The sequence below is a fragment of the Streptomyces cupreus genome (assembly GCF_014257025.1).
Lineage (GTDB): Bacteria > Actinomycetota > Actinomycetes > Streptomycetales > Streptomycetaceae > Streptomyces > Streptomyces cupreus.
Window position 1 is genome coordinate 12,675 of record NZ_JACMSF010000014.1, and the last position, 19,233, is coordinate 31,907.

Below are 19,233 nucleotides of genomic sequence, written 5' to 3' on the forward strand. Positions count from 1 at the left end.
GTCGGGCCCTCGTAGCCTGACACCGTGAAGTCCGACCGCCTGCTCTCCGTCCTTCTGCTGCTGCAAACCCGCGGCCGCGTCACGCGACCGAACTCGCCGAGCGGCTGGAGGTATCGGTCCGCACGATCTACCGGGACGTAGAGGCCCTGTCCGCCTCAGGCGTTCCGGTCTACGCCGAGCGCGGGCGACACGGCGGCATCGAGCTGCTCGCCGGCTTCCGTACCGACGTCACGGGCCTCACGGCCGACGAGTCCCGGGCCCTGTTCATCCTGGCCGCGCAGGGCGCCCACGCTGCGTTGGGCCTGGACACGGCGCTCGGCTCGGCCCTGCGCAAGGTGATGGCCGCGCTCCCGGCACCGCACCGCCCGGCCGCCGAGGTGACCTCCCGCCGCATCCTCGTGGACGCCACCCGCTGGAAGGGCGGCCCACAACCGGCCGCGGACCTCGACGTGTTGCAGGACGCGGTCTTCACCGACCATCGCCTGAAGCTGCGGTACCGCCACAGCGGGGAGACCGAGACCCGGACGTACACCGTCGACCCCTACGGCCTGGTCGCCAAGGCGGGCGTCTGGTACCTGGTCGCCGACAGCCGGGGGAGACCGCGCCTGTTCCGGGCCGACCGGGTGCGCTCGGCGACGATCCTGACGGACCCGGTGAAGCGACGGCCGGGCGTCGAACTCGCCGACGCCTGGGCGGAACTGCGCCGCCAGGTGGAGGAGCGCCCCGGCACGATCGACGTGACCGTCCGAGTCCGCAGCGACCGCGTCGACCTGTTCCGCCGCGTCAACGGCCCCTGGCTGACCGTACTCCCGGAGACCGAGGACGGCAGCGAGTGGGTGACGGCCCGTCTCTCCTACGGCTTCCTCGGCGAGGCCCGCCAACTCCTGGCGTTCGGCGACCAGGTGGAGGTCCTGTCGCCGCCGGAGGTACGGGCGGAACTGCTCCGCACGGCGACCTCCGTCACGGAGCTGTACTTGAGAAGCGCTTTGCCCGACTGGCAGGACAGGGACAGGAGGGCCCCAAGGAAGCGCTGAGTGGCGTTGGTTGAGTGCCTGCTTCAGGACTCCCTCATCGTTCTTGGAGCTGTCTCTCATGAAGCGTGTGCGACTCGTCTCCGCGGTGGCCCTGCTGGCACTCTCGCCCCTGGCCCTGGTGGCCTGCGGTTCGGGCGACTCGTCGTCGTCCTCCGACACCGGCGACTCCGGCCGGAAGAGCTGCGCGCGGCCGTCCGGCATGCCGAGCGGTGGCCCTTCGGATATGCCTTCAGGTATGCCGAGCGGCGGGCCCGGCGGTGGTGGTCAGGGCGGTGGTTGCGGCGGGCGGGGCGGCGGCCAGGGGCAGCAGGCTCAGCAGGGCTGACGGCGGGGGTCAGTCCAGCCAGTGATGGCGGCCGATGCTGATCAGCCGCATCCGGCGGGTCGCGATCTGGACGACGCGTTCGCGCTCCTCCTCCGTGCCCTCCAGGGCGTCCAGGAACAGCGAGGCCGTCATCAGCATCTGGTCGACGTAGAGGTTGGCCAGCATCAGCAGATCGTCGTCGCTCCAGCCGGTGGACACGGGGTCCTTGGCGAGCTCGTGCTTCACCTCCTCGCCGAACCGGGCGAGTTGGTCCTGGATGGCCTGTCGCACCGGCTGGACCCCGCCGTGCCGCTCGCGCGCGATGAAGCGGACGTGGGCCGGATGCCTCGCCACATGGCCGGAGATCAACTCGACGGCGCGCGCTATGCGTTCGTCCGGGTCGCCATTTGCGGACACGGTGGTCCGGATCATCGGGTGCAGACTGCCGAGCGCCTCCTCGACGAGGGCGACGCCGAGATCCGCGGTGGAACGGAAGTGCCGGTAGAAGGCGGTGGGGGCGACGCCGACGGCGCGGGTGACCTCGCGCAGGCCCAGACTGCTCAGGCTCTGCTCCTCCAGCAGCCTCAACGCGGCGTCCAGGAGCGCCTGTCGGGTCTTCTGTTTCTGGGCCTGCCGGATGCCGAGGGTGTGACTCATACCATGCAGTTAACAACTGTTCTCCAGAATTGAAAAGCCGTCGGGCGCGCTAGACTCATAAGTCAGTGAACAACTGTAACTACAATCGTTCACCGAAACGTAACGAGACGCATCTCGGAGGGGGATCCCATCCCATGCTGTTCCTCGTCGCCGCGCTCCTGCTGCTGGGCGTCGTCATGGGCACCGTGGCCCACGCACCGCTCGGCTTCACCGTCGTGGCCGCCGCAGTGATCGCCGTGTGGCTGGCCGTCTTCGCGCTCCGCGAGCGCCACGCCCGTCGCCGGACCACCACCCACTGACCGGCCTTCCTTCCTGGGAGTTGACCCACCATGCAACTCACCGCCCCGGCCACCCGCCGCACCGTCGCCCGCGACGCCGACGGCATGGCCGTAGCCTCCTTCATCCTCGGCCTCGTAGGCCTCCTGGTCCTGAACGTCTTCCTGGGCCCGACAGCGATAGCCCTGGCAGTGGTGTCCCTCTGGCGAGGCACCCATCGCCGAGGCCGCGCCTACCTGGGCCTGGCCCTGGGAGTGGCGGACCTCGTGGTCCTGCTGGCCTTCATCCAGGCAGACGGCACGGTGTCCTGGAGCTTCTGAGAAGCAGGCCCTGACCAACAGCACCGTCACCGACGCCGGGCGCAGCCCAGGCCGGCCAGGAGGCCCCGTAGAATCGGCGTCACCATGGCTTACCTCGACCACGCCGCGACCACCCCGATGCTCCCCGAGGCGGTCGAGGCACTCGCCGCGCACCTCACCGTCACCGGCAACGCCTCCTCCCTGCACGCAGCCGGCCGCCAGGCCCGCCGCACCGTCGAGGAATCCCGCGAAACCCTCGCGGAAGCGCTCGGCGCCCGCCCCAGCGAGGTCGTCTTCACCTCCGGCGGCACCGAGGCCGACAACCTCGCGGTCAAGGGCCTGTACTGGTCCCGCCGGGACACCGACCCGGCCCGCACCCGGGTCCTCGCGTCCCCCGTCGAACACCACGCCGTCCTGGACGCGGTCCACTGGCTCGGCGAACACGAGGGCGCCACCGTCGAGTACCTCCCCGTGGACGAGTACGGCCGAGTCCACCCCGAGGCCCTCCGCGAAGCCATCACCCGCAACCCCCACGACGTGGCGCTGGCCACCGTCATGTGGGCGAACAACGAGATCGGCACCATCATGCCGACCCGCGAACTCGCCGAGACCGCCGCCGAGTTCGGCATCCCCCTGCATGCCGACGCCGTCCAGGCCTTCGGCCAGCTCCCGGTGGACTTCGCCGAATCCGGCCTCGCCGCGATGACCGTCTCCGGCCACAAGATCGGCGGCCCGTACGGCATCGGCGCCCTGATCCTCGGCCGTGACCAGGCCCCCGTCCCCGTCCTGCACGGCGGCGGCCAGGAGCGCCAGGTCCGCTCCGGCACCCTCGACGTCCCCGCCGTCGCCTCCTTCGCGGTCGCGGGCCGCCTGGCCGCCGAACAGCGCGAGTGGTTCGCGCGGGAGATCGGCGCCCTGCGCGACGACCTGATCGCCGCGGTCCGCACGGCCGTCCCGGACGCGATCCTCGGCGGCGACCCGGTGGACCGCCTCCCCGCCAACGCCCACTTCATGTTCCCGGGCTGCGAGGGCGACTCGCTGCTGCTCCTGCTCGACGCCCAGGGCATCGAGTGCTCCACCGGCTCCGCCTGCACCGCCGGCGTCGCCCAGCCCAGCCACGTCCTGCTGGCCACCGGCACCGACCCGGACCTGGCCCGCGGCACCCTCCGCTTCTCCCTCGGCCACACCTCCACCGAGGCCGACGTCGAAGCGGTCGCCAAGGCGATCGGCCCGGCGGTGGAAAGGGCCCGCGCGGCAGGCCTGAGCTAGCTCACGCCACGGCCGTACGCGCCTGCCGTACGAGCTTCATGTACCGCTGCCAGTCCCAGTGCTCGCCCGGATCCGTGTGGTCCGTGCCCGGAACCTCGACATGGCCGATGATGTGCTCGCGGTCGACGGGGATGTCGTAGCGGGCGCATATGCGGGCGGTGAGCCGCGCCGAGGCCTCGTACATCTCGTCCGTGAAGCCCTCGGGCCGGTCCACGAACCCCTCGTGCTCGATACCGACACTGCGTTCGTTGTAGTCGCGGTTGCCCGCGTGGTACGCCACGTCCAGCTCGCGGATCATCTGTGTGATGTGGCCGTCCTTGCGGACGATGTAGTGCGAGGCCGCGCCGTGCTCCGGGTCCTGGAACACCTGCACCGCGCTGTCGAAGCTGCCCTGCGTGACATGGATGACCACCATGTCGATGCCGTAGTCGTCGGGCCGGTCCGCGCGCCGCCAGTTCGCGTCCGACGCCGCCACCCAGCGCGCGCCCGCGAAGTCGACCTCACCCTCCTTGCGCGGCTTCTCCACGCCGGGCATGCGCCACCACAGCCGCCCCAGCTCGTCGCGCGCCAGCACGGCGGTGCCGGCCGCGGCGGTCGCGCCACCGATCAGCAGCGCCCGCCGTCCGATGCGCCGGTCCGTGTCCTTGGATGCCTTCCTCGCCCCCATGTGATCGTCAACGGATACTCGTGGGCTCCGGTTCCCGCGGACCCGTACTCTTGAAGAGTTATGACTCACACCCCGCAGCGTCCCCTTCGCGTACTCGCCGCCATGTCCGGAGGCGTGGACTCCGCCGTAGCCGCCGCCCGCGCCGCGGAAGCCGGCCACGACGTGACCGGCGTCCACCTCGCGCTCTCCGCGAACCCCCAGTCGTTCCGCACGGGCGCGCGTGGCTGTTGCACCATCGAGGACTCGCGCGACGCACGCCGCGCGGCGGACGTCATCGGCATCCCGTTCTACGTGTGGGACCTCGCCGACCGCTTCCGTGAGGACGTGGTCGAGGACTTCGTCGCCGAGTACGAGGCGGGCCGCACCCCGAACCCCTGCCTGCGCTGCAACGAGAAGATCAAGTTCGCCGCGCTGCTGGACAAGGCGCTGGCCCTCGGCTTCGACGCGGTCTGCACCGGCCACTACGCCAAGGTGATCGTGAACTCGGACGGCACCCGCGAGCTGCACCGCGCCTCCGACATGGCCAAGGACCAGTCGTACGTCCTCGGCGTCCTGGACGACAAGCAGCTCGCCCACGCGCTCTTCCCGCTCGGCGACACCGTGACGACCAAGGACGAGATCCGCGCGGAGGCCGAGCTCAGGGGGCTCGCGGTCGCCAAGAAGCCCGACTCGCACGACATCTGCTTCATCGCCGACGGCGACACCCAGGGCTTCCTGGCGAAGCGGCTCGGCAAGGCCGAGGGCGACATCGTCGACGAATCAGGCACCAAGCTGGGCACGCACGAGGGCGCGTACGGCTTCACCATCGGCCAGCGCAAGGGCCTGCGCATCGGGACCCCCGCCGCCGACGGCAAGCCGCGCTACGTCCTCGACATCTCCCCGGTCGACAACACCGTGACGGTCGGCCCGGCCGCCGCCCTGGACGTCACCGCCCTGCGCGCGATCAAGCCCCGCTGGTGCGGCACCGCCCCCACAGGACCCGGCACCTACACCGCCCAGCTCCGCGCCCACGGCGGCGAGACCAAGGTCAGGGCCGAACTGATCGACGGTGCCCTGGAGGTCACGTTCACCGAGCCGGTCCGAGGCGTGGCCCCCGGCCAGGCGATCGTCCTGTACGACGGCACGCGCGTGGTGGGCTCGGCGACGATCTCGACGACCACGCGCGCGACGGCGGGCGTCGCCTGAGCGGTCGTACGAACGACTAGGCGCCGAAGAACTCCGCCAGCACCGGACCGAGGACCTGCGGCTCCACCATGTGGGTCTGGCCCGGCAGCGAGCGGTACGAGCCCTGCGGTGCCGCCTCCGCGACGGCCTGCGCGGCCTCCCGCATCCACGCGGGGCTCTCGCCGCCCGCGACCGCCAGCAGCGGTACCTCGATCGCGGCCAGCCGCTCGCGCGGCACCCCGCCGTCGCCCAGCACCGCGGCGTCGTAGGCGAGGCTCGGTGCGATGGCCTCCAGGCCGGCCCACATGGGGGACTGGCGGGCGCCCTCGATCATCGCCTCGGCGAGCCCGGTGAGCCGCAGGAACAGCTCGACCGCGTCCCCTCGCCTGCCCTTTCCGAGCGCCTCGGTCAGGCGCTCGGTGTACGCGGCCCACTCCGCCTTCCCGCCCTCGTACACGGTGAACGGAGTCTCGTACACGGCCACCTGACGCACCGGCAGCCCGCTCGCCGCCGCCTCCAGCGCCAGCGCGCCGCCCGAGGAGACCCCGCACAGCGCCGCCTCACCGCCCACCGCGTCGATCAGCACCGCGAGATCCTCGACCTCGCGGGCCACGTCGTACGGCGCCGTGTCGCCGCTTTCACCACGGCCCCGGCGGTCGTACCAGACCGCGGTGAACCCGCGCTCCGCGAGGGACCCGGCCAGCGGCGCGAGGGTCGCGCCCGTGGACATCGCGCCGCTGACGAGGACGACCGCAGGGCCGTCACCGGTGCTGTCGTACGCGAGGGAGGTGCCGTCGCGAGAAATGGTCTTGTGTCCCATGCCCGACAGACTGCCATCGGGCGGCGGACTAATCGGTCACAACACTTCTACTTCGTAGAAGCACAGGTGGTCCTTGATCTGGGCGACGTCGGGTTTGGGCTCCGGGTACGACCACACCAGGTCCGCCGCGTCCGGCAGCGACCAGTAGGAGGCCGTGCCCTTGAACGGGCAGTACGTGTGGGTGTCGGAGGGGGTCAGCAGGTCCAGCCGTACGTCCTCGGCCGGCAGGTAGTAGCGCACGGGACAGCCGGTCTCCCGCAGGACGAGCGGCCGGTCGCTCTCCGCGAGGACCTCGCCGTCGTGGACGACCCGCACGCGCCGCGTGCCCTGCTCGATTGTGATCGTGTGTCCATCAGCCATGGTTGGTGCAGCGCTCGTGGGGCGTGGGTTCTTCCCGCGTACGGTGGCCGCATGCGAATCTGCGTCTTCCTCTCCGCGGCCGATCTCGACGAGCGTTACACCCGCCCCGCGCGGGAGTTCGCGAACCTGCTGGGCAAGGGCGGTCACACGCTCGTCTGGGGCGGCTCCGACGTCGGGCTGATGAAGGTGGTCGCCGACGGGGTGCAGCAGGCCGGTGGGCGGCTGCTCGGCGTCTCGGTGGGCTTCCTGGCCGCCAAGGCCTACCAGGGCGCCGACGAGATGGTCATCGCGAAGGATCTGGCCGAGCGGAAGAAGCTGCTGCTGGAGAAGGCCGACGCGGTGGTGGTCATGGTCGGCGGGACGGGCACGCTGGACGAGGCGACGGAGATCCTGGAGCTCAAGAAGCACGGGCACACGGACAAGCCGGTGGTGCTGCTGAACACGGCGGGCTTCTACGACGGCCTGAAGGAGCAGTTCCGCCGCATGGAGAACGAGGGCTTCCTGCCCCGGCCGCTGACCGACCTCGTGTTCTTCGCGGAGGAGCCGGTGGGGGCGCTGGCGTATCTGGAGGAGAGCCAGGGTGTGGAGTGACGGCGCTGTAGTGCGACGATGGCCGGCATGGCTACTCATGTGATCACCGGGGCCGGTTCCGGCATCGGCGCGGCCGTCGCGCGTCGGCTGCACGCGCGCGGGGACGAACTTGTGCTGCACGCGCGTGACGCGGGGCGGGCGAAGGAGTTGGCGGCGGAGTTTCCCGGAGCGCGGATACTGGTGGGTGACCTTGCCGACCCCGACAAGCTGTCGTGGGCCTTCTCCCACCAGTCGCTCCCGGACCGGGTGGACTCGCTGCTGCACATCGCGGGTGTGGTGGACCTGGGGCGGGTGGGCGATCTGACCCCCAAGTCCTGGCGCCACCAGCTGAACGTCAACCTCATCGCGCCGGCGGAACTGACCCGGCACTTCCTGCCGCAGTTGCGGGCCACGCGGGGCCATGTGGTGTTCGTGAACTCGGGCGCGGGTCTGAACGCGCATGCCGAATGGTCGGCCTACGCGGCGTCCAAGCACGGTCTGAAGGCGCTGGCGGACTCGCTGCGCCACGAGGAGCACGCGAACGGCGTCCGCGTCACGTCGGTCTACCCCGGCCGTACGGCGAGCCCTATGCAGGCGAAGGTCCACCAGCAGGAGGGCAAGGAGTACGACGAGTCGAAGTGGATCGACCCGGAGTCGGTGGCGACGACGATCCTGACGGCCCTGGACCTCCCAAGGGACGCGGAAATCAACGACGTGACGATCCGCCCGGGCCGCTGACCCCGCACACCTACGTAGGCTTCCCCGCGTGAACGCACACTTCAGCTTTGCCCCCGCCACCGGTGTCGGATCCATGCCGGGCGGCGATGCCCGGGAGGCCGCCAAGACGGTCACCGGGTCCTTCGAGGACTTCCCGTTCCTCGCCGAGCTCCCCGCCCGCGGCCCCGGCGCCGACATGATCGGCCGCACCGCCGGAATGCTCGTCGAGCTGTACGCACGCGTGGAGCCCAGCGGATGGAGGATCGGCGACCGGCCGGGAAGGGACACCAAGCGTGCCCGCTCCTGGCTCGGCCAAGACCTCGACGCGCTGGAGGAGTTCACGCAGGGATACGAGGGGCAGCTCAAGGTGCAGGCCGTCGGCCCCTGGACCCTCGCCGCCGCGCTGGAACTGAAGAACGGCGAGTCCGCCCTCTCCGACCCCGGCGCCTGCCGCGACCTCACCGCCTCGCTCACCGAGGGCCTGCGCGTCCACCTCGCGGAGGTCCAGCGCCGCATCCCCGGCGCCCAACTGGTACTCCAGCTCGACGAACCCTCCCTCACCGCGGTCCTGAGAGGGCAGGTCAAGACCGCCAGCGGCTATCGGACGCACCGGGCCGTGGACCGCCAAGTCGTCGAGGCCGCGCTTCGCGATGTCCTCGGGGTTCACGCCCACGGCCCCACCGTGGTCCACTCATGCGCACCGGACGTCCCCTTCGCCCTCCTGCGCAGAGCGGGCGCCATGGCGATCTCCTTCGACTTCGCGCTCCTCACCGAGCGTGACGACGACACGATCGGCGAGGCGGTGGAGGCGGGCACCCGGCTGTTCGCCGGTGTCGTCCGGGGCACGGACGGCCCATTGTCAGACCCTGCCGGTAGCGTCATGGGTGTCAGGACGCTGTGGCGCAGGCTGGGGCTGCGACCGGGGCTTCTCGCGGAGTCCGTCACGATCACCCCGGCGTGCGGACTCGCGGGCGCTTCCCCGGAGTACGCCCGCAAGGCTCTCGCCCACTGCGTCCGGGCGGCGAGATCCCTCGCGGACAACCCAGAGTAACGGGAGGACAACACGGTGGCCGGCGACAAGCAAGCGGAGACGACGGTGCCCGCCAAGGCGCGGGAAAAGCACGCCAAGCTCGCTGAGCAGATCGAGGAGCACCGCTTCCGGTACTACGTGAAGGACGCTCCCGTCGTCAGCGACGCGGAGTTCGACAAGCTCCTGCGCTCCCTGGAGTCGCTGGAGGAGGAGTATCCGGAGCTGCGCACCCCGGACTCGCCGACCCAGAAGGTCGCGGGGGCGTACGAGACGGAGTTCACGGCGGTCGAGCACCGCCAGCGGATGCTCTCCCTGGACAATGCCTTCGACGACCTGGAGCTCGCCGCCTGGGCCGAGCGCGTCCACAAGGACGTCGGCACCAGCGCGTACCACTTCCTGTGCGAGCTGAAGGTCGACGGCCTCGCCGTGAACCTGACGTACGAGCACGGACGGCTCACGCGCGCGGCGACCCGGGGCGACGGCCGCACCGGCGAGGACATCACCCCCAATGTCCGTACGATCACGGAGATTCCGGACAGGCTGGTCGGCGACAGCATCCCGGACCTCGTCGAGATCCGCGGCGAGGTCTACTTCCCGATGGAGAAGTTCGAGGAGCTCAACGCCCGTCTGGTGGCGGCCGGCGACAAGCCCTTCGCCAACCCGCGCAACGCCGCGGCCGGTTCGCTGCGCCAGAAGGACCCGCGCGTCACCGCCACCCGACCGCTGCACATGGTCGTCCACGGCATCGGCGCCCTGGAGGGCTTCGACGGCCTGACCCGCCTCTCCCAGGCGTACGACCTGCTCAGGACCTGGGGTCTGCCCACCTCGCGGCACAACAAGGTGGTCGGCGACCTCGACGGTGTACGGGAGTTCATCGCGTACTACGGCGAGAACCGCCACTCCGTGGAGCACGAGATCGACGGAGTCGTCGTCAAGCTCGACGAGATCCCGCTCCAGGGCCGCCTCGGCTCCACCTCGCGCGCGCCGCGCTGGGCCATCGCGTACAAGTACGCGCCGGAGGAGGTCAACACCAAGCTGGTCAACATCCGCGTGGGAGTGGGCCGTACGGGCCGGGTCACGCCGTACGCCCAGGTCGAGCCGGTGACGGTGGCCGGTTCGGAGGTCGAGTTCGCCACTCTGCACAACCAGGACGTGGTCAAGGCCAAGGGCGTCCTGATCGGCGACACCGTGGTGCTGCGCAAGGCCGGTGACGTCATCCCGGAGATCCTCGGCCCGGTCGTCGACCTGCGCGACGGCAGCGAGCGCGAGTTCGTGATGCCGAGCGAGTGCCCCGAGTGCGGTACGGCGCTGCGGCCCATGAAGGAGGGCGACGTCGACCTGCGCTGCCCGAACGCCCGGACCTGCCCGGCCCAGTTGCGCGAGCGCCTGTTCTACCTCGCGGGCCGCAAGTCGCTGGACATCGAGCACTTCGGCTACGTCGCCGCGGCCGCGCTCACCAAGCCCTTGGAGCCCGAGGACCCGCCGCTGGTCGACGAGGGCGATCTGTTCGACCTGACCATCGAGCAGTTGCTGCCCATCAAGGCGTACGTCCTGGACCAGGACAGCGGCCTGCCCAAGCGGGACCCGAAGACCGGTGAGGAGAAGATCGCGACGGTCTTCGCCAACCAGCAGGGCGAGCCGAAGAAGAACGCGCTTGCCATGCTGGAGAACATCCAGGCGGCCAAGGAGCGCCCGCTCGCCCGGGTCCTCACGGGCCTGTCGATCCGTCATGTGGGCCCGGTCGCCGCCGAGGCGCTGGCCCGTGAATTCCGCTCGATCGAGCGGATCGAGCAGGCGAGCGAGGCGGAGCTGGCGGGCACCGACGGCGTCGGCGCGATCATCGCCGCCTCGCTCAAGGAGTGGTTCGCCGAGGAGTGGCACCAGGAGATCCTCCGCAAGTGGAGAGCGGCCGGTGTCCGCATGGAGGAGGAGGGCTCCGGCGAGGACGAGGGCCCGCGCCCGCTCGAAGGGCTCACCGTCGTCGTGACCGGCACCTTGGAGCACTTCACCCGGGACGGCGCCAAGGAGGCCCTGCAGACCCGGGGAGCGAAAGTGACCGGTTCGGTTTCGAAGAAGACGTCCTTCGTGGTTGTGGGGGACAATCCTGGCTCGAAGTACGACAAGGCCATGCAGCTCAAGGTGCCCGTTCTGAACGAGGACGGCTTCGACGTCCTGCTGGAACAGGGTCCCGAGGCGGCGGCCGAAGTCGCGCTTCCGACCGAGGAGTAGGCGGCGGTAGCGGTTGAAGGCCACCCGATCGGCGCATACCAGATGCATACGGGTGGCCGGGGCGCATTCGGGCAACCGTCGACGACCGCTGCCCGTGGAAGCCTTCTGCGGCCTACTGTTGAGATGTGCGCCTGCCGTGCCCAGCTGCGGTTGGGGCATTCCCTTGCTCTTGATGAGCTGGGGGAAGGGTTTTCCAACGCGGTGCCGCCCGGGGGTTGTCGGGCAACGGGCCGCGTGGCGTGGGCACCGCCGGCTGTGAGAGGGACGGGAATGGAACCGACCGAGAGCGCCGCCCCGGACTCACGGCTGCGCCTGCGCCGGGTCACCGGCGCCTGGCGGGCGAGCCGCTGGTCCGGGTGGGCCGCCGGGCGCTCGGGCGCGGCCGGACGCGCCGCGGTACCGCTCACCGGGGCGGACGGCCGTGGCGCCGCACAGCTCACCGTCGAGCGCGTCCCCGGCCTGGCGGAGAGCGAGGCCGAACGGCACCTGTCCTGGCCCGCGCTGCCCGCGGCCGTCGTGGCGGCGGCCGGCTTCGTGCTCGGCGCCGGCTTCTACCGCGCCTTCACCGGCGGCCACGCCCTCTTCCCGTCCGGCACCGTCGGCTGGTCGCTGGCCGTGCTCACCGGCATCATCGTCGGCCACCTCGTCGCCCTCGGCCGGGCCCGCTGGTGGGGCGGCACCGGCTCCGGCGCCGCCCTCACCCTCGCCGTCCTGATGCTCTACGGCTGGGTGCCCGCCGGCATGGTCAGCCTCACCGTCGTCGTGCTGGTCGGCATAGCCCGCCGCCACCGCTGGCGGCAGGGCGTCCTGCACGGCTCGGTGGACATCCTCGGCATCGCCGCCGGCGCCCTGGTGATGGCCGCCTTCGGCCGGGTCCCGTCCGTCGAGGACCCCTGGAACCCCGACACCTGGACCTTCTACACCGCCCCCGAGGTGGTGCTGGTCGCCGCCGCCTACCTCCTGGTCACCCGCACCCTGCTGTGGTACCTGCACGCCCCGCGCAGCCGAGGACTGCCCACCGTCGCCCGCACCGCCCTGGTCAGACAGGGCCTCGTCGCGGTCGCCCTGCTCGGCATCGCCCCGCTGGTCTGTGTCGTCGCCATGGCCAAGCCGGTGCTGCTGCCGCTGTTCTCCATCCCGCTGATCGCGCTCGACTCCACCCTGTGGATAGCCCGAGCCCGCGCCGAGGAGCAGCTGCGCGACCCGCTGACCGGGCTGCCCAACCGGCAGTGGCTGCTGGAGCGGATCTGGACCGCGCTCGACGACGCCGAGCGGATCGGCGCCCGGTCCGCGCTGATGCTGATCGACCTGGACCGATTCCGGTCGGTCAACGACACTCTCGGTCATCTCGCCGGTGACCGGCTGCTGCTCCAGATAGCCGACCGGCTCCGGCTGGCGCTGCCCCGCGGCGCCGAGGCCGCGCGCCTGGGCGGTGACGAGTTCGCCGTCTTACTGCCGGTCGCCGACTCCACGACGTCCGCGACCCGGGTCGCCCGCAGTCTGGTCGCCGACCTCAGCTCCCCGCTCGATCTCGACGGCCTCACCCTGGTCCTGGAGGCCAGCGCCGGTGTCGCCGTCTTCCCGGACCACGCCCTGGACGCCGAGGGCCTGCTGCGCCGCGCGGACGTGGCGATGTACCAGGCGAAGCGGGACCGTACGGGCGTGGAGGTGTACGAGTCCAAGCGGGACTCCAACACCCCCGACCGCCTCGGCCTCCTCGGCGATCTGCGCCGGGCGCTGGACGCGCACGAGGTGCAGCTGCACTACCAGCCCAAGGTCCGCTTCGACGGCCAGGTGGCGGGCCTTGAGGCGCTGGTGCGCTGGGTGCACCCGGAGCGCGGGAAGGTGCCGCCGGACGAGTTCATAGCCATCGCCGAGTCCTCCGGGCTGATGCCCTATCTGACCGAGTACGTCCTGGACACGGCGCTCGCCCAGGTCGCCAAGTGGCGGGCCCAGGGCCTGTACGTCCCGGTCGCCGTCAATGTCTCCCCGCGCGACGTCCACACCCCGGGCTTCGCTGGCTCGGTCGCCGCCCGGCTCGCCCGGCACGGCGTCCCGGCGGGGGCGCTCCAGTTGGAGATAACCGAGCATGTCCTCCTGGAGGACCCGCAGCGCGCCGCCGACACCCTCGCGGGCCTGACCGGGCACGGCGTGAAGATGTCCCTGGACGACTTCGGCACGGGTTATTCGTCCCTCGTGCACCTCAGGCGGCTCCCGGTGAGCGAGCTGAAGATCGACCGTTCGTTCGTGGCCCGGCTCGCGGTGGACACCGAGGACGCCGAGATCGTCCGCTGCACGGTGGATCTGGCCCACTCCCTCGGCCTGCTCGTGGTCGCCGAGGGAGTCGAGGACGACGAGACCTGGGAACGCCTGCGCGACCTGGGCTGCGACGCCGTACAGGGGTGGCTGGTCGCGGCCGCGATGCCGCCGGAGGAGACCACGGCGTGGCTGAGGGCGAGGGGATCACGGGGTTGGCAGAGGCCGAGGGCGGCGCTGCCGGCGGCGGAGTGACGTGCCAGTTCAGGCCCACCTGTGCGATAGCGCCCTTCAGGGCGCGGGGCTGTATCGATGTGCGGCTCCGCCGCGTGGGCGCAACCTGCCACGACGGCGCCGCAGCCGCCATACGACCCAGCAAGGCACTCCCATCCGCGGGCCCCGAGCCGCACTCCCGGGAAACCGTTTAACGGCCGGAGCCCCCCGCCCCATAGGATTGGGCCCAAACCACACACACTCACCCCCAGAGGATCGCTGCATGCCTGGCATCACGCGCGAGGAGGTCGCCCACCTCGCCCGGCTGGCGCGTCTGGAGCTGAAGCCCGAAGAGCTTGAGCACTTCGCGGGACAGCTGGACGACATCATCGGCGCGGTGGCCCGCGTCAGTGAGGTCGCCGACCAAGACGTACCGCCGACCTCGCACCCGCTCCCGCTGACGAACGTCATGCGGGCGGACGAGGTCCGTCCGTCGCTCACCCCCGAGCAGGCGCTCTCCGGCGCCCCGGCCCAGGAGCAGCAGCGTTTCAAGGTGCCGCAGATCCTGGGGGAGGACTAAGAGATCATGACGGACATCATCAAGCTCACGGCCGCCGAGACCGCCGCGAAGATCGCTTCCGGTGAGCTCACGGCAGTCGAGGTCACCGAGGCCCACCTCGCGCGCATCGAGGCCGTCGACGAGAAGGTGCACGCCTTCCTGTACGTCGACCGCGAGGGCGCCCTCGCGCAGGCCCGTGCCGTCGACGAGAAGCGCGAGCGGGGCGAGAAGCTCGGCCCCCTCGCCGGCGTTCCGCTCGCCCTCAAGGACATCTTCACCACCGAGGGCATCCCGACGACCGTCGGTTCGAAGATCCTCGAAGGCTGGATTCCGCCGTACGACGCCACCCTCACCAAGCGCCTCAAGGCCGCTGACGTCGTCATCCTCGGCAAGACCAACATGGACGAGTTCGCCATGGGGTCCTCGACCGAGAACAGCGCGTTCGGGCCGACCGGCAACCCCTGGGACCTCACCAAGATCCCCGGCGGCTCGGGTGGTGGCTCCTCCGCCGCGCTCGCCTCCTTCCAGGCGCCGCTCGCCATCGGCACCGACACCGGCGGCTCCATCCGCCAGCCGGCCGCCGTCACCGGCACGGTCGGTGTGAAGCCGACATACGGGGCCGTCTCGCGGTACGGCATGGTCGCCTTCTCCAGCTCCCTGGACCAGGGCGGACCCTGCGCCCGCACCGTCCTGGACGCCGCCCTGCTGCACGAGGTCATCGCCGGGCACGACCCGATGGACTCCACCTCCATCGACGCCCCGGTCCCGCCGGTCGTCGAGGCCGCCCGCAACGGCAGCGTCGAGGGCATGCGCGTCGGCGTCGTCAAGCAGTTCCGCGGCGAGGGCTACCAGGCCGGTGTCATCCAGCGCTTCGACGAGTCCGTCGCCCTGCTCAAGGAGCTCGGCGCCGAGATCGTCGAGCTGGACTGCCCGTCCTTCGACCTCGCGCTCTCCGCGTACTACCTGATCGCGCCCTCCGAGTGCTCCTCCAACCTCGCCCGCTTCGACGGCCTGCGCTACGGCCTGCGGACCGGCGACGACGGCACGCACTCCGCCGAGGCGGTCACCTCCCTCACCCGTGAGGCGGGCTTCGGCCCCGAGGTGAAGCGCCGCATCATGCTCGGCACGTACGCCCTGTCGAGCGGCTACTACGACGCGTACTACGGCAGCGCCCAGAAGGTCCGCACGCTCATCACGCGGGACTTCGAGAAGGCCTTCGAGCAGGTCGACGTCATCGTCTCGCCGACCACGCCGACCACCGCCTTCGCGATCGGCGAGCGCGCCGACGACCCGATGGCGATGTACCTCGCCGACCTGTGCACCATCCCGACCAACCTGGCGGGCAACGCGGCCATGTCGCTGCCCTGCGGTCTCGCCCCGGAGGACAACCTCCCGGTCGGCCTCCAGATCATCGCCCCGGCGCTGAAGGACGACCGTCTGTACAAGGTGGGGGCCGCGGTCGAGGCCGCCTTCGTGGAAAGGTGGGGCCACCCGCTGATCGAGGAGGCTCCGTCGCTGTGAGTGCACTGACCAAGGCCAAGGGCTTCAAGAAGTCCAAGTCCGGTACGTACCTGTCCATGGCCGCCACCGCGTTCGGCGCGATCGGCGTCGCCAAGCGGCTGAAGACGGCCCGCGCCGAGAAGGACACGCTGGTCCTGATCGACGCCACCGTGTCCGCCGTCGCCATCGTCACCGGCCTCGCCATCCTCTACCGCGAGCTGAAGCGGCTGGGCGACGACGACGTCCTGCTGGGCTGAGAGGGAAGTTTCACCGTGACCACCACGACCGACCTGGTGTCGTACGAGGACGCGCTGGCGTCGTACGACCCCGTCATGGGCCTTGAGGTCCATGTCGAACTCGGCACCAACACCAAGATGTTCTGCGGCTGTTCGACCGCGCTCGGTGCCGACCCGAACACCCAGACCTGCCCGGTCTGCCTCGGCATGCCCGGCGCGCTCCCGGTCGTCAACGCGACCGGCGTCGAGTCCGCCATCAAGATCGGCCTCGCGCTGAACTGCGAGATCGCCGAGTGGTGCCGCTTCGCCCGGAAGAACTACTTCTATCCGGACATGCCGAAGAACTTCCAGACCTCCCAGTACGACGAGCCGATCGCCTTCAACGGCTACCTCGACGTACAGCTGGAGGACGGCGAGACCTTCCGTGTGGAGATCGAGCGCGCCCACATGGAGGAGGACACCGGCAAGTCGACGCACGTCGGCGGTGCCACGGGCCGTATCCATGGCGCCTCGCACTCGCTGCTGGACTACAACCGCGCCGGCATCCCGCTCATCGAGATCGTCACCAAGCCGATCGAGGGTGCGGGCGAGCGCGCTCCCGAGGTCGCGCGGGCGTACGTCCGTGAGCTGCGCGAGCTCATCCGGGCGCTCGGTGTGTCGGAAGCCCGTATGGAGATGGGCCAGATGCGCTGCGACGTGAACCTGTCGCTGCGCCCGAACGGCACCGAGAAGTTCGGCACGCGTTCCGAGACGAAGAACGTCAACTCGCTGCGGTCCGTGGAGCGTGCGGCCCGTTTCGAGATCCAGCGGCACGCGGCCGTGCTGTCGTCCGGCGGCACGATCATCCAGGAGACCCGCCACTTCCACGAGGACACCGGGTCGACGACCTCGGGCCGTGTGAAGGAGGAGGCCGAGGACTACCGGTACTTCCCGGAGCCGGATCTGGTGCCGGTCGCCCCGTCCCGTGAGTGGGTCGAGGAGATCCGCGCCGGGCTGCCGGAGCTGCCGCTGGCCCGCCGCAACCGGCTCCTCGCGGAGTGGGGCATCTCGGCCACCGACATGCAGGCGATCCTCAACGCCGGTGCCCTGGACCCGATCGTCGCCACCATCGACGCCGGTGCCGACGCCGCCTCCGCCCGTAAGTGGTGGATGGGCGAGCTGGCGCGCAGCGCCAACGAGTCGGGCAAGTCGCTGGACGAGCTGGCGATCACCCCGGCGCAGGTCGCCCGGGTCACCGAGCTGGTCGCGAAGGGTGACCTCAACGACAAGCTGGCCCGCCAGGTCATCGAGGGCGTCCTCGCGGGAGAAGGCACCCCGGACGAGGTCGTCGACAAGCGCGGTCTGAAGGTCGTCTCCGACGAGGGCGCCCTGACCACCGCCGTCGAGGAGGCCATCGCCGGCAACCCGGCCATCGCGGACAAGATCCGCGGCGGCAAGGTGGCCGCGGCCGGTGCCCTGGTGGGCGCGGTCATGAAGGCCACGCGCGGCCAGGCGGACGCGGCCCGCGTCAAGGAGCTGATCCTGGAGAAGCTGGGCGTCAGCGAGGGCTGAGGCAGAGAACGGCCCCGGAGGTACGTACCTCCGGGGCCGTTGCCGTCGTACCTACTTACGGCGTCCTACGAGTCGTACGAAGCCCAGCGCGCGGCCCTCGTCCGCCCGCACCGCCTCGGCGACCTGGCGGGCCATCGTGCGGTGCCACTCCTCCGGGCTCTCCTCGGCGATCACCTCGCACCACAGCAGCCAGTCCCGCCAGCCGTCCGGCTGCCAGTCCGCCGCCTCGACCTCGACGGCCCCGCTGCGCGTCCACTGGCGTCGCCACCAGTCGGCGGAGTGGAAGCACCACCAGTCGTGCTCCCACCACGGTGCGAGATGCTCCGGCGGCTCGATGCCGTCCGGTTCCTCCCGCAGTGCGGGGACGACGACCCCGATCCGCCCACCCGGCTTCAACAGCCGGGTCAGGGTGGGCAGATAGAGGTCATTCGTGCCGAAGTACTGGTAGGCGTCGATGCTCACGATCGCATTGAAGCTGCCCTCGGCGAACGGCAGGTCGTGCGCCTCGGCGTGCACGGCCTGCACCCGGTCGGCGAACCCCGCCTCGGCGATACGCCGGGCGTTGTCGTCCGCCGTGACCCAGAGGTCGGCCGCGGTGACCTGGACGTCGTACTCCCTGGCCAGGAAGACCGAGGTCATCGCCCGGCCGCAGCCGAGGTCGAGCACATGGGCGCCGGGGCGCAGGGCGTCGAGGCCGAGCGCGGGCGCCAGCCACTCCAGCAGCCACAGCGCGTTCGGGCCCATCTGGTTCTCGATGACCCAGCTGACGTCGTAGTTGTTGCTGCGCGGGTAGCGGGCGTGGGTCAGCCGCTTGGTGAGGTCCTCATTCGAGGTCCTCGGGGTGGTGATGTCCGACATCGGTGAACGGGCTCCTTGAGTCCGGGGAAGCGGAAAGGGATACGGAGGAGCTCGGTCGGACGCTCAAACAACGCACCTGCTTCGGCCGGCGGCGAGGAGCCGCGTGGAACAGCGAACCTCCGGAAGCTAGCAGCGCGGTTGCCCACCCCGCACCCGATTTCCCAGCGGGACCCGCTACGCTCGCCCGCCATGAGTGGACGCCCCGATTCCGAGCACGCCGCGGACATAGCCGAGGCGCACGAGGTGCACGACGCGCGGCGGGCCCGCTGGACGGCGGTCGCGGCCGGCGCGCTGCTGACCCTGGCCGGACTCGCCGCCTCGGCACTTCGCGCCACCGGCTCCGCCCCGGCGCTCGTCCCGGCCGCCTACGCCCTCGGCGCCGCCGTCTGCGGACTCGCGGCCTTCCTCGGCTCCCGCGGCCGCACCCGACGGGCGCTGTGGCTGCTGATCGCCGGGGTGACGGTGATGGCGTTCGGAGACCAGTTCGACTGATGTGACAGCGAGGTCGTTACTGTCCTGTGATCTGGCTCGCACTCCTGTGAATAAGCCCACGAACGCATTAAACGATCACTTTCACCTGTAAGAGTGGCCTTCGCATTGCTCATGCGTTCTTTGCGGGCTGTTCACCTCATGAACGACTGTTCCCGATCAAAGATCCATAAAT

20 protein-coding genes and 1 pseudogene are annotated in these 19,233 nt (G+C 70.7%); 16 read left to right on the forward strand and 5 right to left on the reverse strand.

The genetic code is table 11. The annotated features are described in order from the left end of the window. Window positions 1-24 precede the first annotated feature (24 nt). Together H4N64_RS15155 and H4N64_RS15160 are read left to right on the forward strand one after the other, a co-directional pair. Window positions 25-1,034 (forward strand): annotated as a pseudogene (locus H4N64_RS15155) (helix-turn-helix transcriptional regulator). A 58-nt stretch (window positions 1,035-1,092) separates the two neighbouring features. Continuing rightward, the gene (locus H4N64_RS15160) at window positions 1,093-1,359 is read left to right on the forward strand and encodes a hypothetical protein (RefSeq protein ID WP_186282829.1); all 267 of its coding nucleotides are present in this window, start codon (window positions 1,093-1,095) and stop codon (window positions 1,357-1,359) included. Between the two features lie 9 nt (window positions 1,360-1,368). On the opposite strand, the gene H4N64_RS15165 is transcribed toward H4N64_RS15160, so the two are convergent. Further along, a complete protein-coding gene (locus H4N64_RS15165; protein ID WP_186282830.1) occupies window positions 1,369-1,995 on the reverse strand; it encodes a TetR family transcriptional regulator in 627 nt (208 codons plus the stop codon). 134 nt (window positions 1,996-2,129) lie between these two features. Here H4N64_RS15165 and H4N64_RS15170 point away from each other — a divergent pair, with 134 nt between their 5' ends. The 3 genes from H4N64_RS15170 to H4N64_RS15180 all read left to right on the forward strand — a co-directional run bounded on the left by H4N64_RS15170 (window position 2,130) and on the right by H4N64_RS15180 (window position 3,839). Then, the gene (locus H4N64_RS15170) at window positions 2,130-2,294 is read left to right on the forward strand and encodes a hypothetical protein (protein ID WP_186282831.1); all 165 of its coding nucleotides are present in this window, start codon (window positions 2,130-2,132) and stop codon (window positions 2,292-2,294) included. 30 nt (window positions 2,295-2,324) lie between these two features. Then, window positions 2,325-2,591: a DUF4190 domain-containing protein gene (locus H4N64_RS15175; protein WP_186282832.1), complete on the forward strand. Its 267-nt coding sequence runs from the start codon at window positions 2,325-2,327 to the stop codon at window positions 2,589-2,591. Between the two features lie 84 nt (window positions 2,592-2,675). After that, window positions 2,676-3,839: a cysteine desulfurase family protein gene (locus tag H4N64_RS15180; RefSeq protein ID WP_186282833.1), complete on the forward strand. Its 1,164-nt coding sequence runs from the start codon at window positions 2,676-2,678 to the stop codon at window positions 3,837-3,839. A gap of 1 nt (window position 3,840) precedes the next feature. On the opposite strand, the gene H4N64_RS15185 is transcribed toward H4N64_RS15180, so the two are convergent. Beyond that, on the reverse strand, window positions 3,841-4,506 hold the full coding sequence (locus tag H4N64_RS15185) for an N-acetylmuramoyl-L-alanine amidase (protein WP_186282834.1): 666 nt from the start codon (window positions 4,504-4,506) through the stop codon (window positions 3,841-3,843). 60 nt (window positions 4,507-4,566) lie between these two features. Here H4N64_RS15185 and mnmA point away from each other — a divergent pair, with 60 nt between their 5' ends. Next, window positions 4,567-5,691, forward strand: a complete 1,125-nt coding sequence (gene mnmA, locus H4N64_RS15190) for a tRNA 2-thiouridine(34) synthase MnmA (protein WP_186282835.1) — start codon at window positions 4,567-4,569, stop codon at window positions 5,689-5,691. Window positions 5,692-5,707: 16 nt separating this feature from the next. On the opposite strand, the gene H4N64_RS15195 is transcribed toward mnmA, so the two are convergent. Next, the gene (locus tag H4N64_RS15195; RefSeq protein WP_186282836.1) at window positions 5,708-6,490 is read right to left on the reverse strand and encodes an alpha/beta fold hydrolase; all 783 of its coding nucleotides are present in this window, start codon (window positions 6,488-6,490) and stop codon (window positions 5,708-5,710) included. Window positions 6,491-6,526: 36 nt separating this feature from the next. Beyond that, window positions 6,527-6,850: a DUF427 domain-containing protein gene (locus H4N64_RS15200; protein ID WP_186282837.1), complete on the reverse strand. Its 324-nt coding sequence runs from the start codon at window positions 6,848-6,850 to the stop codon at window positions 6,527-6,529. Window positions 6,851-6,901: 51 nt separating this feature from the next. On the opposite strand from H4N64_RS15200, the gene H4N64_RS15205 reads away from it, so the two are divergent. The 9 genes from H4N64_RS15205 (at window position 6,902) to gatB (ending at window position 17,711) form a co-directional block, all read left to right on the forward strand. Next, window positions 6,902-7,441, forward strand: coding sequence for an LOG family protein (locus H4N64_RS15205; RefSeq protein WP_186282838.1), 540 nt, complete (start codon window positions 6,902-6,904; stop codon window positions 7,439-7,441). Window positions 7,442-7,459: 18 nt separating this feature from the next. Continuing rightward, on the forward strand, window positions 7,460-8,158 hold the full coding sequence (locus H4N64_RS15210; RefSeq protein WP_186282839.1) for an SDR family oxidoreductase: 699 nt from the start codon (window positions 7,460-7,462) through the stop codon (window positions 8,156-8,158). Window positions 8,159-8,186: 28 nt separating this feature from the next. After that, entirely contained in the window at window positions 8,187-9,188 is a 1,002-nt protein-coding gene (locus H4N64_RS15215) for a uroporphyrinogen decarboxylase/cobalamine-independent methonine synthase family protein (RefSeq protein ID WP_186282840.1), read from the forward strand. Between the two features lie 15 nt (window positions 9,189-9,203). Next, entirely contained in the window at window positions 9,204-11,396 is a 2,193-nt protein-coding gene (gene ligA, locus H4N64_RS15220) for an NAD-dependent DNA ligase LigA (protein ID WP_186282841.1), read from the forward strand. 270 nt (window positions 11,397-11,666) lie between these two features. Then, a complete protein-coding gene (locus tag H4N64_RS15225; protein ID WP_186282842.1) occupies window positions 11,667-13,907 on the forward strand; it encodes a putative bifunctional diguanylate cyclase/phosphodiesterase in 2,241 nt (746 codons plus the stop codon). A gap of 241 nt (window positions 13,908-14,148) precedes the next feature. Continuing rightward, the gene (gatC, locus tag H4N64_RS15230) at window positions 14,149-14,445 is read left to right on the forward strand and encodes an Asp-tRNA(Asn)/Glu-tRNA(Gln) amidotransferase subunit GatC (RefSeq protein WP_007384860.1); all 297 of its coding nucleotides are present in this window, start codon (window positions 14,149-14,151) and stop codon (window positions 14,443-14,445) included. 6 nt (window positions 14,446-14,451) lie between these two features. Continuing rightward, window positions 14,452-15,945: an Asp-tRNA(Asn)/Glu-tRNA(Gln) amidotransferase subunit GatA gene (gene gatA / locus H4N64_RS15235; protein ID WP_186282843.1), complete on the forward strand. Its 1,494-nt coding sequence runs from the start codon at window positions 14,452-14,454 to the stop codon at window positions 15,943-15,945. Next, a complete protein-coding gene (locus H4N64_RS15240; protein ID WP_159773295.1) occupies window positions 15,942-16,181 on the forward strand; it encodes a hypothetical protein in 240 nt (79 codons plus the stop codon). The genes gatA and H4N64_RS15240 overlap by 4 nt, the downstream gene beginning before the upstream one ends. A gap of 15 nt (window positions 16,182-16,196) precedes the next feature. Then, entirely contained in the window at window positions 16,197-17,711 is a 1,515-nt protein-coding gene (gene gatB, locus H4N64_RS15245) for an Asp-tRNA(Asn)/Glu-tRNA(Gln) amidotransferase subunit GatB (RefSeq protein WP_186282844.1), read from the forward strand. 51 nt (window positions 17,712-17,762) lie between these two features. On the opposite strand, the gene H4N64_RS15250 is transcribed toward gatB, so the two are convergent. Further along, window positions 17,763-18,569: an SAM-dependent methyltransferase gene (locus H4N64_RS15250; protein ID WP_186282845.1), complete on the reverse strand. Its 807-nt coding sequence runs from the start codon at window positions 18,567-18,569 to the stop codon at window positions 17,763-17,765. 189 nt (window positions 18,570-18,758) lie between these two features. Here H4N64_RS15250 and H4N64_RS15255 point away from each other — a divergent pair, with 189 nt between their 5' ends. Next, window positions 18,759-19,061, forward strand: a complete 303-nt coding sequence (locus H4N64_RS15255) for a hypothetical protein (protein ID WP_186282846.1) — start codon at window positions 18,759-18,761, stop codon at window positions 19,059-19,061. Window positions 19,062-19,233: the final 172 nt, after the last annotated feature.